Annotated in this window: 12 protein-coding genes and 1 pseudogene; 3 read left to right on the plus strand and 10 right to left on the minus strand. The window is 68.7% G+C overall.

Features of this window, described 5'->3' with window-relative positions:
• Nucleotides 1-350 precede the first annotated feature (350 nt).
• Both QP090_RS14955 and QP090_RS14960 read right to left on the minus strand, forming a co-directional pair.
• Nucleotides 351-1,329 (minus strand): annotated as a pseudogene (locus QP090_RS14955) (IS481 family transposase).
• Between the two features lie 87 nt (nucleotides 1,330-1,416).
• A complete protein-coding gene (locus tag QP090_RS14960; RefSeq protein WP_285939468.1) occupies nucleotides 1,417-1,782 on the minus strand; it encodes a VOC family protein in 366 nt (121 codons plus the stop codon).
• A gap of 95 nt (nucleotides 1,783-1,877) precedes the next feature.
• Here QP090_RS14960 and QP090_RS14965 point away from each other — a divergent pair, with 95 nt between their 5' ends.
• Nucleotides 1,878-2,843 carry a helix-turn-helix transcriptional regulator gene (locus tag QP090_RS14965; protein WP_285939469.1) on the plus strand — a complete coding sequence of 322 codons (966 nt, stop codon included), beginning with the start codon at nucleotides 1,878-1,880 and terminating at the stop codon, nucleotides 2,841-2,843.
• Nucleotides 2,844-3,541: 698 nt separating this feature from the next.
• Here the strand turns inward: QP090_RS14965 and QP090_RS14970 are convergent.
• The 3 genes from QP090_RS14970 to rsmG form a co-directional block, all read right to left on the minus strand.
• Nucleotides 3,542-4,564, minus strand: a complete 1,023-nt coding sequence (locus tag QP090_RS14970) for a ParB/RepB/Spo0J family partition protein (RefSeq protein WP_285939470.1) — start codon at nucleotides 4,562-4,564, stop codon at nucleotides 3,542-3,544.
• Complete coding sequence (locus QP090_RS14975) at nucleotides 4,561-5,382, minus strand: ParA family protein (protein WP_285940086.1); 822 nt, start codon at nucleotides 5,380-5,382, stop codon at nucleotides 4,561-4,563. Before QP090_RS14975 ends, QP090_RS14970 begins: the two co-directional genes overlap by 4 nt.
• Nucleotides 5,383-5,747: 365 nt before the next feature.
• Nucleotides 5,748-6,398, minus strand: coding sequence for a 16S rRNA (guanine(527)-N(7))-methyltransferase RsmG (gene rsmG / locus QP090_RS14980; RefSeq protein ID WP_285939471.1), 651 nt, complete (start codon nucleotides 6,396-6,398; stop codon nucleotides 5,748-5,750).
• A 212-nt stretch (nucleotides 6,399-6,610) separates the two neighbouring features.
• Between rsmG and QP090_RS14985 the strand changes: the two genes are divergently transcribed.
• Nucleotides 6,611-7,033, plus strand: a complete 423-nt coding sequence (locus QP090_RS14985; RefSeq protein WP_285939472.1) for a DUF6458 family protein — start codon at nucleotides 6,611-6,613, stop codon at nucleotides 7,031-7,033.
• A 170-nt stretch (nucleotides 7,034-7,203) separates the two neighbouring features.
• Here QP090_RS14985 and QP090_RS14990 read toward each other — a convergent pair whose 3' ends face one another.
• From QP090_RS14990 to rpmH, 5 genes are read right to left on the minus strand one after another with little or no spacing between them, the layout of a single operon-like run.
• Nucleotides 7,204-7,689: a Jag family protein gene (locus QP090_RS14990; protein ID WP_285939473.1), complete on the minus strand. Its 486-nt coding sequence runs from the start codon at nucleotides 7,687-7,689 to the stop codon at nucleotides 7,204-7,206.
• Nucleotides 7,690-7,725: 36 nt separating this feature from the next.
• Nucleotides 7,726-8,676 (minus strand): membrane protein insertase YidC, encoded by a 951-nt coding sequence (gene yidC / locus QP090_RS14995; protein ID WP_285939474.1) that lies wholly within the window; start codon nucleotides 8,674-8,676, stop codon nucleotides 7,726-7,728.
• Nucleotides 8,669-9,004 (minus strand): membrane protein insertion efficiency factor YidD, encoded by a 336-nt coding sequence (gene yidD, locus QP090_RS15000; protein ID WP_285939475.1) that lies wholly within the window; start codon nucleotides 9,002-9,004, stop codon nucleotides 8,669-8,671. Before yidD ends, yidC begins: the two co-directional genes overlap by 8 nt.
• 20 nt (nucleotides 9,005-9,024) lie before the next feature.
• Complete coding sequence (gene rnpA / locus QP090_RS15005) at nucleotides 9,025-9,417, minus strand: ribonuclease P protein component (RefSeq protein WP_285939476.1); 393 nt, start codon at nucleotides 9,415-9,417, stop codon at nucleotides 9,025-9,027.
• 12 nt (nucleotides 9,418-9,429) lie between these two features.
• Nucleotides 9,430-9,567, minus strand: coding sequence for a 50S ribosomal protein L34 (gene rpmH, locus QP090_RS15010; protein ID WP_285939477.1), 138 nt, complete (start codon nucleotides 9,565-9,567; stop codon nucleotides 9,430-9,432).
• 661 nt (nucleotides 9,568-10,228) lie between these two features.
• On the opposite strand from rpmH, the gene dnaA reads away from it, so the two are divergent.
• Nucleotides 10,229-12,712: a chromosomal replication initiator protein DnaA gene (gene dnaA / locus QP090_RS15015; protein ID WP_285939478.1), complete on the plus strand. Its 2,484-nt coding sequence runs from the start codon at nucleotides 10,229-10,231 to the stop codon at nucleotides 12,710-12,712.
• Nucleotides 12,713-12,761: the final 49 nt, after the last annotated feature.

Consider the following 12,761-nt stretch of genomic DNA (forward strand, 5'->3'; position numbering starts at 1 on the left):
CAGCCTCACCAGGGCACCCGGATCGCCTGGGCTGCATCTGACCGCGGTCAGTGCATGCTCGACAGGCTCGTGCGAGCGTCCTCGCCATGTTTCACGAGAAACCTCCCAACGGCCGGCGCGAGCACACGTTAGGACGACTAGGGCCTGTCTCAAAGTGCCTCGGCCGTCGCGCGAGCGCGATATCTGGCCGGTGGGGCGAAGCCGGAGGCGAGCCCCACCGGCCAGATCGCGGAGCGATGTCGCGCTCGCCCAAGCCAGGTCGGTGTCCGAGCCGCCAGGCGAGGACGCCGGGCCGGGCGTTTGGAAACACAGCCGCCAGGCGAGACGCCGGGCCGGTCTTTGAAGCACGGCTAGCTGTACTGGTCGGGGACGTTGATCAATCGTGAGAACGGGGGCTTGTTGCCGCAAGCGGTGTGCGGACGGTGCTGGTTGTACTGGTGCAGCCACGGCAGCAGAGCGTCTCGGCGTTGTTGCTCGCTGGTGTAGCAGCGGGCGTAGGCCCAGCCGTCGGCCAAGGTGCGGTGGAAGCGCTCGACCTTGCCGTTGGTCTGTGGACGGTAAGGGCGCGTGAACTTCGGCGTGATCGAGAGGGCTTCGCACGTGTCGCGCCAGAAGTAGGACCGGTAGGCGCCTCCATTGTCCGAGAGCACCCTCTCGATGGTGACGCATCGCGCGGCGAACCACTCCACCGCGCGATGCAGCACGCTGACTGCGGTCACGGCCGTCTCATCATCATGGACCTCGGTGTAGGCGACGCGGGAGTAGTCATCGATGACGGTGTGCACGAACGCGTACCCGAGCTTCGGGCCGCCGTAGGCGTTGCGTGACTTGCCCGGTGTCGCGACGCGATGCTTCACGCCTTGGCGGCGACCGACGTAGCGCCAGCCGCCGCCGTCAGGGATGTTCCCGAGCTTCTTCACATCCACGTGCACGAGCGATCCCGGGTGGTCGTGCTCGTACCGGCGGACGGGTTCACCGGTCGCGCGATCGACGTAGGCAAGTCGGTTCAGTCGGGCCGATCGCAGGATTCGGTGCACGGTCGACGGGGCGATGCCGAGTCTCGCGGCGAGCTGGACCGGCCCTTCTCTCAAACGCAGTCGCAGGCTGACGCACCGCTTCGTCACGGTCTTGGATGTCTTGGTCGGAGACCTCCGGGGTCGTGAGGATCGGTCCTGCATGGACTCGCCTCCAAGATAGCGGTCGACCCAGCGCTTTACGGTCGGCCAGGACACCTGGAATCGGGCCGCGACTTCGCTGATTGGCCAGCCGTCGTCAACGACGAGTCGAGCGACGGTGGCGCGGGGTGAGGACGGCGTTCGGATGTGACAAGTTTGAACTCCTGGACAGGCTGAAGGGCCGACCATCGTGTGTGGCCGGCCCTTCGACAACTAGAAGTGCGGGTAGGGGGCGTGCAGATCAGTCCACCGGGGAGACCCGGATGAGGTTGCCGTCGGGGTCCGTGATCACGAACGTGCGGCCGAAGACCGCGTCGTGCGGCTCCTCCACGACATGGACTCCCTTCGAGACCCAGCTTGTGAAGATCTCGTCAATCGCAGTCGCTGCTCCTGGGACCATCAGCCCGACTTCGCTCGTTCGAGGGGTGCTCGGGACCGCATGCTCGCTGTAGCCCGTCCACAGCGCGAACAGGACACCGGGGGCAACCTCGAAAGCTACGTAGTGGGGACTGATGAAGGTCGGTTCGATCTCGAACAGGTCGCTGTAGAAGGCGGTAGCGGTCTCGGCGTCGCGGACGCCGATCAGGAACAGGTTGGGTGCGGGCATAGGGCGCTCCTCAGATCGTTGAATTCTCGGTACTGCTCCAGTTGATCGCCTCATCGCGACAGAACCTGTCACCTTTTCTGCGAAGATTGGTCAGCATGAAGGCTTCGAGGCTGTTGCACCTCTTGCTGCTCCTGCAGACCCGTCAGCGCATCACCACCACCGAGCTTGCCGAGCGTCTGGAAGTGTCTCGGCGGACTGTGCTGCGGGATGTCGAGGCGCTCTCGACAGCAGGTGTGCCTCTCTATGCCGAACGCGGGCGGAACGGCGGGATTGTCCTGCTCCCTGGTGCACGGCTCAACGCATCCCATCTGGAACCACCAGAGCTGGAGGCCCTCTCCATAGCCGGTTTGGACAGCGAGCAACTTGAGCGTATGGGCCTGTCTGCGGTGTGGGAGTCGGCCGCGCGCAAGATCGCCGCCCGGCAGGCTGCAGCACCTGGGTCGCCGAGCCTGCTGCAACTGGCGGACCTGGTGCTGGTGGACAGCACCGCGTGGTTTGCTGACTCAGAGGCAGCGGTCGACGTATCGGATCTGGCCTCGGCCCTGCGGCACCGCCGCCGGCTGCGAATCCAGTACCGGCGCAGCGCCGAGAATCAGGCCACAACGCTGGTGGTCGACCCGTACGGGATCGTGGCGAAATCAGGCCGCTGGTATCTCATCGCCGATGACCAGGGGGACGGTCGGCTGTTCGCTCTGGAACGACTCTCGTCCTACGAACAACTCGACGCCCCAGCTGCGCTCCGACCAGGCGAAACCCTCCACACCAGATGGGCCTCGTTGAAGGAACGCACCGAGGGGCAAGGTCGCGTGAGCGTGACCGTCCGCCTGCCAGAAAATGGCCTCGACCTGGCGCGGCGCATCCTCGGCAACCGTATCCACGATGTCTCCGACGCGGAAAACGGCTGGTGCACCGTCGTCGTCCGCTACCCCGACATCGAGTCAGTGCGTCAACTCCTCCAGTTCGGCGACCACATCGCGATACTCACCCCAGACACAGCCCGCGAACGCATCAGTCAGCTCGCCAGAGACCTGGTTGAACGACACTCGACCCCAGCCTCGTGACTGCCGATCGGAACGCCCTGCTCTCAATCAACGTCTCCGGTCAGTACAGCTAGCCGTTGGGGAGCTGTCGCCATCCACCTCCTTGACTCCCGTCCCTGGGGAGCTCTGGGCTTCAGGTGAGCAGCACATGCGCACGACTGCTGGGGCACTTGACCGCGAGGGAGCCTGTTCGGCGCTTCGCCGGCTGGCAGGCGACCGGCCATCACCACACAAGGTCTGGGGGATGTATGCCGCCATACCGTTCCCTGACGCCCCCAACCCAAGAAGGCCGGATGCCGAGGTGAATGTCCCCCATGAGACGGAGAGCAGTCACCACGGAGCGGGCCGCGGGAGCTCACACGGTCAAACGAAGAGGACAGCCGACCGGTGCCGTCGGTGATCTTGGTGATGGTTCGTGGCGCCGCTGCGCGCGTCCGCCGCTCGCCGAGGTTCGCCTGTACGCCAACCCTCTACAGCGCCGGATTCAGGGGACGGTGTCGGGTGCCGTCAGTACGGCCGAAGTCCCGCCGGTCGCCGAAGTCCTGCCGGTCGCTGGTCGCTGGGCTTGGGACGGTGCCCCCAGGAAGCGCGGCGAGGCTTCCAAGGTGGGGGAAGGCTCCGCGGGTACGGGGGAGAGGTTTCCTGTGAAACATGGATGGGCGCACGAACGCCCCGGACCGTCCGGGCTCCGGGGCGTTGGTGGTGGTTGGAGAAGGTGATCAGAGCTCGTCGATGTCGGAGACGCCCTCTTCGTCCGGCGCCATCGACTTGATGATGCGGTCCAGATCCTCCAGGGTGGCGAACTCCACCACGATCTTGCCCTTGTTGCGGCCCAGGTCGACGCGGACCTTGGTGTCGTAGCGGTCGGAGAGCCGGTCCGCGAGCTGGCTGAGGGCGGGCGCGACGCTCTTCTTCGCGCGGCCCTGGCGGGGCGCGGCTGGCCCCTCCTCGACCTCGCGCATCGCGATGATCTCTTCGACCGCGTGGACGGAGAGGCCCTCGGCGACGATGCGCTTGGCGAGGTGCTCCTGCGCCTCGACGCTGTCGAGCGACAGCAGGGCGCGGGCGTGGCCGGCGGACAGCACACCGGCGGCCACCCGGGTCTGAACGGCGGACGGCAGCTTCAGCAGGCGCAGGGTGTTGGTGATGTGCGGCCGGGACCGGCCGATGCGCGTGGCGAGCTGCTCGTGGGTGGCGCCGAAGTCCTCCAGGAGCTGCTGGTAGGCCGCCGCCTCCTCCAGCGGGTTGAGCTGCTGGCGGTGCAGGTTCTCCATGAGCGCGTCACGGAGCATGTCGTTGTCGTCGGTGTCCCGCACGATCGCGGGGATCGTGGACAGCTCGGCGAGCTGGGAGGCGCGCCAGCGGCGCTCGCCCATGATGATCTCGTACTCGAACTCGTCCGACACGATCGCGCGGACGACGATCGGCTGGAGCAGGCCAACGATCCGGATCGAATCGGCCAGCTCTTCGAGCGGACCGTCCTCGAAGTAGTCGCGCGGCTGCCGGGGATTGGCCCGGATGGCCTTCACCGGGACCTCGGCGAAGTGGGCTCCGGTGACCGGTTGCAACTCCGGGCCCGCGGCGGCGGACGGGGCGGCCGAACCATCGGAGCCGGCGCCGTTGGGGCCGCTCGGATATCCCGGTTCGCCGACAATGCCGGGTTCCGGCGCGGGCGGCGCGGGCGGCGCGGGCGGAATGAGCGCGCCGAGTCCCTTGCCCAGGCCGCGTCGCTGCTGGCTCACTTGGCCGCCTCGGTGTTGCGGTGGGCCATCTCGGACGCGGCTTCGCTGTAGGCGAGGGCGCCGCTCGAACCGGGGTCGTACGTCATGACGGACTGTCCATAGCTGGGCGCCTCGGAGACCCGGACACTGCGCGGAATCACGGTGTTCAGCACCACATCGCCGAAGTGGGAGCGGACGTCCTCGGCCACCTGGGCGGCGAGCCTGGTGCGGGCGTCGTACATCGTGAGCAGGATGGTGGACACGTTCAGCCTGGGGTTGAGGTGGGCCTTGACCAGGTCGACGGTGCGGACGAGCTGTCCGAGCCCCTCCAGCGCGTAGTACTCGCACTGGATCGGGATCAGCAGCTCGTCGCCGCCGACCAGGGCGTTCACGGTGAGCAGGCCGAGCGACGGCGGGCAGTCGATCAGCACGTAGTCGAAGTTGTCGGTCTCGTACGCCTCGAGTGCGCGGCGCAGCCGCGACTCCCGCGCCACCTTGGAGACCAGTTCGATCTCTGCGCCGGCCAGGTTGAGGGTCGCCGGAGCGCAGAACAGGTTGGGAATGTCGGTGGCCGCGACGACGGTCTCGGCGAGCGGCATGTCCTCGATCAGCACGTCGTAGATGGACGGGATCTCCGCGTGGTGCTCGACGCCGAGGGCGGTCGAGGCGTTCCCCTGCGGGTCGAGGTCGACCACGAGCACCTGGGCGCCGTGCATCGCGAGCGAGGCGGCGAGGTTCACCGAGCTGGTGGTCTTGCCCACGCCGCCCTTCTGGTTGGCGATCGTGACGATCCGGCAACTGGCGGGCCGGGGCCATTCCTGTTCCCGGCGGCCCGACATCACCTTGAGTGCGGCCCCCGATGTTTCTTGTGAAACCTTGGCGTCCTTGAGCGCCTCGCGCACGAGTTCTGACTCCCCCTGAGATGGTCCCTTACGCGGACCCGGCGGCTGCTGTCTGCCCCCGTTCGTCGGAACGTAGCCGACGTTCTCCGCGGTGCCGGACGTCGTGTTCCCCCACATCGCGTGCCCGGAGGGGGCGGCCCCCGTCCCCGATCCGGTCTCGCCCCGGACGGCCTCGGGTTCGGCCCCGGCGGCCTCGCCCTCGCCCTCGTCTTCCCCCTCGCCTCCGGGCCAGCCCAGGCCGGTCAGCTGGTCGTCGGGGGATTCGTTGGCGCGGTCAGGCCAGCCCAGTCCTGGTCCCGTGCTCATGAAGACCTCTTCCTCGAGCCCTTTGTGCGGCGGGGCGCGCGTTCGGCTACCACACGGACAAGCGTTGTCGGCGGGTCGACCTTACCGCGCCCGACTTGCAGCAGTTCGGCCGTCCGGACCCCGAAACGCTGGAGAACCGGCTGTGCCTCGTCCAGCTCGGCCGCGGCGCGCTCGCCCTTGAGGGCGAGGAGTTCGCCGCCCGGCCGCAGCAGCGGGAGCGCCCATTTGGCAAGGCGTTCCAGTGGCGCCACCGCACGCGCCGTGGCGACGTCCACCGAGAGGTCTTTGGCCGCCTCCTCGGCTCGGGCGCGGCGGACCTCGACGTTCGGCAGCTCCAGCATGCCGACGCATTCGTTGAGGAACGTGGTGCGGCGTAGCAGCGGCTCCAGGAGCGTGATCGACAGATCGGGCCGGACGATCGCCAGCACGATGCCGGGCAGGCCGGCACCCGAACCGATGTCGACGACCGTGGCCCCCTCCGGGATGGCCTCGGCCACCACCGCGCAATTGATCAGATGGCGTTCCCAGAGGCGATCGGCCTCCCGCGGTCCGATCAGCCCACGCTCGACCCCGGCATCGGCGAGAAACGCCGCGTAACGCTCCGCGACAGGCAGCGCGTCACCGAAAACCTCTAGTGCGATCCCCACCGAACGAATCGTTCCACAAAAAACCCACGGCGGCGTACACGCGGCCGTCCGGCCCGCCGCCGAGTGCGGCCCACCGCCGAGGTGCGGCCCGTCACGAGGTCCGGCCCGTCACCGAGGTGTGGCTCGGGCTACAGGCGGGCCCACGCATAATCGCCGTCGCCCGGGTAGAGGAGGACGAGTCTGCCCTCCCTTTGGAAGGAGGCTTCGGAGCCATGGGAATCGGAGTCAGTCTCGCCTTCATCGCCATCGGAGCGATCCTCGCCTTCGCCCTCCGCGTCGACCTCAGCGGCGTCGACATCGAGGTGGTCGGCTGGATCCTCATCCTCGTCGGCGTCGTCAGCCTGGGGTTCACCCTGCTGTACACGCGACCGCGGCGCCGCCGGGCGGGTCAGATCGTCGATGAGGCGCCCGTCCTCGGGGACGAGCCCGAGGGGGTCGTCCCCGAGCGACCCCATGAACGGCAGCCGGTGGTCGAACGTGTGGTCGAGCGCCAGGCGCCCCCGAGGCGCACCACCCGGAACGCCTCCGCACAGGACCCCGCGGTCGCGCAGGATCCGGCGATCGCGCAAGACCCGGCCCACGTCAACCCTCCGCCCATCCAGCCCGACGAACGCCGCGTCCCCCGCCAGCGCTGACGCCGATCCCTCGAACGCTGGCACCGGCACGCCGACGCCGCACATGAACCTCCGGCGTCCACCCGAGCACCGGGCAACGGTGATCTGAGGTCGATCCGGGAAGTCCGGTCACGAGTGGAATGCCGACGGCCCCCGCACCCATCGGGTGCGGGGGCCGTCGGCGTCGTTCGTCAGGCGGGGTAGACGACCACGTAGCGGTCGGGCTCCTCGCCCTCGGACTCGCTGCGCAGGCCGGCCGCGGCGACCGCGTCGTGCACGATCTTGCGTTCGAACGGGGTCATCGGGGCCAGCGGCTTGGGCTCGGAGCCCTGCTTGACCTCGTCGGAGACGTCCTCGCCGAGCTTGGTCAGCTCGGCGCGGCGGCGCTCGCGGTAGCCGCCGACGTCGAGCATCAGCCGGGTCCGGTTGCCGGTCTGCCGGTGCACGGCCAACCGGGTCAGCTCCTGCAAAGCCTCCAGGACCTCACCGCGCTTGCCGACCAGCTCGTCCAGGGCCGCGCCGACGACCGCGACCATCGCACGCTCGCCCTCGACGTCCATGTCGATGTCGCCGTCGTAGTCACCGATGTCGAGCAGACCCTCGATGTAGTCGGCGGCGATCTCGCCTTCGGCCTCGAGCGCCTGGACGTCGACCTCGGTGGTGTCGGTCTGGCTCAACGGGATCTCCTTCTTCGACAAGGGCCGGGGTTCAAACTAGCGCTTCTGGCTGCCGCTGCGCTTGCTGCGCGGCTTACGGGCCGGCTGGTTGCGGACGACCTTGGCCTTCGGCTCGGGCTCGGGCTCCGGCTCCGGCTCCTTCTTCAGCTTCGCCTTCAACCCCGTGGACGGCGTGCCGTCCTTGGCGTTCTTGCCCTTGGCGGCGTCCCCGGCCGGGGCGGCGGCGTTGAGCGGCGGGTACTTGGAGTAGATGTAGTGCTGCTGCGCGAGCGTCCAGCTGTTGGACGTCACCCAGTACATGAGCACGCCCAGCGGGAAGCCCAGCCCGAAGAGGCCGAACAGCGGCGCCAGGAAGACCATCATCTTCTGCGCCTGCATCATCGGGTTGGCATCGTCGCTGACCGGCTGGCGCTTCATGCTCGACCGGACGGTGAAGAACGTCGTGCAGGAGCTGATGACCACCGCGATGCCGGTGATGACGATCGCGCTCCACGTCTTAGGGTCGCTGCCCCAGGCGTTGAGGAAGGTGTCCGGGATGTGCGCGCCGAAGATGTTGGCTTCCTGGGCGCTCTTGACCAGCTCCGGGGTGACGGCGAAGACGCCGTGACCGGGCTTGGCGTCCGAGATCCGCTTGAGGACCTGGAAGAGACCGATGAACACCGGCATCTGCACCAGGATCGGCAGGCAGCCCGAGAGCGGGTTGGCGCCGTTCTCCTGGTAGAGCTTCATGACCTCCTGGTTGAGCCGCTGCTTGTCGTTCTTGTACTTCTTGCGCAGGGCCTGGACCTTGGGGTTCAGCTCCTGCATCTTGCGCGAGGCGTGGATCTGTTTGACGAACAGCGGAACGAGCGCCAGCCGGAGCAGGACGGTGAGCAGAATGATCGAGCCGCCCCAGGCCCATCCGCTGTTCTTGGGGACGACGGTGCTCAGGCCAGTGTGCATCCACACAATGAGCTGAGCGACGATCTGGTACAGCCAATCAAGCACCGGGCAGCTCCTTGGACTCTGCTGGGGCGGGGCCGCTCTCCTCGCGGCCGGAGGTCATCGTGGGCGCTGGCGCGTCCTTCCGCGGCGGCACCGGGTCGTACCCGCCTCGGTTGAAGGGATGGCACCGGCCGATTCGACGGGCCGTCAGCCACGTGCCCCGCAACGCGCCGTGCACCTGGAGGGACTCCAGGCCGTACGCGCTACAGCTGGGCTGGAAGCGGCACTGCTGCCCGAGCAGGGGACTCAAGAAGCGGCGGTAGGCGCGGACGAGGAGAATCAGCGCACCGGCCGCGGGACTGATGCCCCGGGCCGCTTGCTCCAAGGGCATGGCACCCCCTGGCCGACTCGTCATTTCCGCCCCTTGGACGCCGGCCGCAGCAGCCGGTCGAGCGCCGACTCCAGATCCGCGGCCAGTTCGTCGTGGCGCGCCGTTCCCGCGGCGGGGTTGGCGCGCACTACGAGCAGGCTACCCCCCGGGAGTCGGTCGAGGTGCCCGCGCATGAGGTGCCGGAGCCTGCGCCGGACCGAATTGCGGATCACGGCGTTGCCCACGGCGCGGGCCACGATGAAGCCTACGAGCGGCGGGGCCGGTTCCGGTGACCCGGTGGCCTCGGCCCGTTCGCGGGCGTCGTCCCGGCGAAGCAGGTGCACCACGACAGTTGGCCGTCCGGCGCGGCGACCGCGCCGGACGGCCAGCGTGAACTCGTCCCGCCGCCGCATCCGATGTACGGACGGCAGCATGTGAGGGGTCGGTCAGACCGCGATGCGGGCGCGGCCCTTGCCGCGGCGCCCGGAGAGAACGGCGCGCCCTGCACGGGTGCGCATCCGCAGCCGGAAGCCGTGCTTCTTGTGGCGGCGACGGTTGTTCGGCTGGAAAGTACGCTTGCTCACTAGAGGCTCCAGTGCTGCGGTCGGATGTGGCTTGAGGGCGAGTACTCGCATCGAGGGCCGCGTCTGGTCCCCCGCAGCGGGGGCCCACCCGAGCTACCCGTGAGGATCCGATGGCGGGCACGCGTCATTTCCATCGATGCGACTCGACCTCAGAACGTTACGGGCTACGAGCCCATCAGGTCAAACGGAACCGGCATCGCCCAATCCCCCCCACTCCCACCTCGAACCACGCCACAGCGCATCGCCACCACAGGCCCGGCACGCAGGCCCGGCACGCAGGTCCGGCAGCGCGGGTCGGCACGCGAGCCGTCGCATGGGCCTGATCGTGTTGCGGGGGTGGGCCGCAGGGCGTTAGTGTCGCCCGGCGAGCCGATCCACTCTCGTGGTCCTTCAACCGGCTTCCAGATCCTCTAAGGGCCCGCCGCTCGGCGGCTGTGGAAACCTGAGGATTCCCTGACACCACCTGCCCAGCCCCTCCGCTATGGGCTTTTACACAGGCGTCCCGTGTTCGTACACAGCATGTGGACAACTCTGTGGACAACTCATGAGAGAGTGAGTCTCCCGCGGCGCGAGCGTGCCCACAGAGATGGGCCGTACCCGTGGGAAACGCCGGGCGGACAGGCACTCCGGGGCACGGAGTATTGGGGAGGGGACCTTGCGCATGGACGGTCAGGATCTCGGATCGGTCTGGGCCCGGACCCTCACGGCCCTCTCGGAGAGCGATCTCGCCCCGAGCTACCGCGCCTGGCTGCCGATGGTCCGTCCGCTCGCGCTGGTCGAGGGAACGGCGCTCCTAGCCGCGCCGAACGAATTCGCCAAGGACGCCCTGGAAACAAGGCTGCGCAACCTGATCACGCAGGCCCTGTCGCATGAGCTGGGCAGGGAGATCCGCGTTGCGGTGACCGTCCAGCCGGAGCCCCCCGGTGGGACGGGTGAACAGGGCCCCGGCCCAGGGCCGGCCTCCGGACAGGGGCAGGGACACCACGAGTCGGCGCCGTCCTATACAGGAGAGCGTCCATACGACGACCGTGACCGTTCCTATGGGGAGAAGCCGTACGGCGACCCCTCCTATACCGAGCGCGCCTACCCGGAGCAGCCCTACAAGGACCCGGGGTACGGCGACCAGACCGGCTACCCGGAACAGGGTGGTTATCCCGAACAAGGCGGCTTCGGAGACCAGGGCTACCGCCAGCCGCCCGGAGTTACCCACAGCCCTGGGGCGAACGGTGGATATCCCTCGGCCGACGACGACCGCGGGTGGCCGCAGCGTGACAGCGAACACGGCGGCGGCTACCCGGGAGCGGCGACCCGCCCTCCGGCGTACGGCGCGGGCCCCGGCGGACGTTCTCCGTTCGAGGGACAGGGACGGCAGGGCTACCCGGGACGCGGAGGGCAGGGCGTCGGCGGGTCCGAGGGGTACGGAGAGCAGAGCGGCTACAGCGATCAGGGCGGCTATGGCGAGCGTCCAGGACGGCAGCCGCACGCACCCTCACATCTGAACGACCGCACTCTTGGGCCGCTTCGTGGCGGCCGTTCCGAGGGGCAGGGCCGAGAGCCGCAACATGCTCCCGGCGGCCCGGGCAGTCCCGGCGGTTCCGGCGGTCAGGGGGGCTCTGGTGGACCCGGCGGTCCTGGGGCCGGTCCGGGCCTCGGCCAGGGGGATTCCGGCGCTGAGGGGCAGCTCGGCCATGCCGAGGACATGTACCCGAGCCAAGACCAGCAGTACCGCGGTGAGAGCCCCTTCCGAGAGGGCGAGCCGGCCGAGCATCGTGGGCCCGGTGAGTCGCGCGGCCCCGGCGACCTGCGTGAGACACGTCCTCCAGGCGGCGGCGCGGCCGGCGCGGCGGCCGGCCTGGTCGGTCCAGGTGGTCCGGGCGGGCCCGGTGGTCCTGGGGCCCCTGGCGGATCGGGGGAGCCGCGCGATGGGCGGGATCCCCGCGACCGGGACCGCGACCTCGACCGTGATTCTCGTGACCGTGATCCCCGTGACCGTGACGTGCGCGAAGGGCGCGGCCCCGGTGAGCCCCGCGGCGGGCTCGGAACGGGCGCGGCGCCACCCCCGCCTCCGGGCGGCGGTTCCGGCGCGGCTCAGGGCGCAGGGGCCGAGCACGCGAGGCTCAACCCGAAGTACACCTTTGAGACGTTCGTCATCGGGTCGTCCAACAGGTTCGCGCACGCCGCGGCGGTGGCCGTCGCCGAGCAGCCGGCCAAGGCGTACAACCCGCTGTTCATCTACGGCGACTCTGGGCTGGGCAAGACGCACCTGCTGCACGCGATCGGCCATTACGCGCAAAGCCTCTTCAACGGGGCACGCGTCCGTTATGTGAGCTCCGAGGAGTTCACCAACGACTTCATCAACTCCATCCGCGACGGTAAGGCCGACGGATTCCGACGTCGCTACCGGGACGTCGACATTCTCCTCGTCGACGACATCCAGTTCCTAGAGGGCAAGGAGCAGACGCAGGAGGAGTTCTTCCACACGTTCAACACCCTGCACAACGCGAGCAAGCAGATCGTCATCTCCAGCGACCGGCCGCCCAAGGAGCTGGTGACGCTGGAAGACCGGCTGCGCAACCGGTTCGAGTGGGGGCTCACGACCGACGTCCAGCCGCCCGAGCTGGAGACGCGGATCGCGATCCTCCAGAAGAAGGCCCGCCAGGAGGGTCTGGCGGCGCCGCCGGACGTGCTGGAGTTCATCGCCTCCCAGATCGCGACGAACATCCGCGAGCTGGAGGGGGCCCTGATCAGGGTGACGGCGTTCGCCAGCCTCAACCGCCAGTCGGTGGACATGAAGCTGGCGGAGATCGTCCTGAAGGACCTCATCCCCAACGACTCCGGACCCGAGATCACCGCCGCGATGATCATGGCTCAGACTGTGGAGTACTTCGGGACGACGATCGAGGACCTCTGTGGACCGTCGCGGTCCCGGATGCTGGTGACCGCACGGCAGATCGCGATGTACCTGTGCCGGGAGCTCACCGAGCTGTCCCTGCCCAAGATCGGGCAGCAGTTCGGCGGTCGCGACCACACCACGGTGATGCACGCCGAACGCAAGATCCGGTCGCTGATGGCCGAGCGCCGCGCCATCTATAACCAGGTCACAGAGCTGACGGGCCGTATCAAGCATCAGGCGCGCAAGCGCTGACCGGCCCCGCCCGCGCCTCGGGCACGGCCTTGGAACGCCCCTCACACGG

Origin of the sequence: Actinomadura xylanilytica (assembly GCF_030283145.1) — a bacterium.
Taxonomy (GTDB): domain Bacteria; phylum Actinomycetota; class Actinomycetes; order Streptosporangiales; family Streptosporangiaceae; genus Spirillospora; species Spirillospora xylanilytica.